The 614-nt window shown below is 40.6% G+C and carries 1 protein-coding gene; it reads right to left on the bottom strand.

Translation table 11 applies throughout. The features are described from left to right. Nucleotides 1-614 (bottom strand): DUF5977 domain-containing protein (locus tag GKZ86_RS25335; protein ID WP_230328267.1); only part of this gene is annotated, 614 nt, incomplete at both ends.

The raw sequence follows: 614 nt of genomic DNA, 5'->3' as shown, positions 1-614 counted from the left end.
ATTTGATACATATCTTCCGGCTGGAACGTTATAATACACGCTTTCCGGTGTACCTCCTGCCCCGCAATTGTTGCGGGTAAATAATTGGTTTTTGGCAGCATTCCAAAAAGTACATTGAGCAGTAGCATTGGCATACGCCTGTCCATTAGTATTAATTTCTGTTTGGGCCTGTGCATCTGCATCTGACTGGGAGATATTTGAAAAATATCTTGCGGCCGGAACTCCATACAATGCACTGTCTGCTGTACCTCCGGCTCCACAATTGTTACGGGTTATTAGCTGGCTCTTGGCAACATTCCAAAAAGTACATTTGGCATTCGCATTCGCATAGGCCTGTCCGTCTGTATTAAATTTAATTAACCCTTTATCATCTGCATCTGTTTGGGAAATATCAGAAATAACAGCTCCGATTTCCTGGCTATAGTTTATAGACCCGGCCGTTCCTCCAGCCGCACAATTATTTTTTGTAAATGAACCACTTCTGGCTATACTTTTATATGAAATAACAGTTGTTGAAGTATTGTCACCGCAATCCGTCTGCTGCCCCTTATAATTATAGCAATATTTCTGAAGCACATTTAGTTCATTATCTTTTACAAATTTTAATCTGCCTA

Origin of the sequence: Flavobacterium sp. LC2016-13 (genome assembly GCF_009707955.1) — a bacterium.
GTDB lineage: Bacteria > Bacteroidota > Bacteroidia > Flavobacteriales > Flavobacteriaceae > Flavobacterium.
The sequence above is the reverse complement of the archived record's forward strand: the minus strand, read 5'-3'. Positions and strand labels throughout refer to the sequence as shown.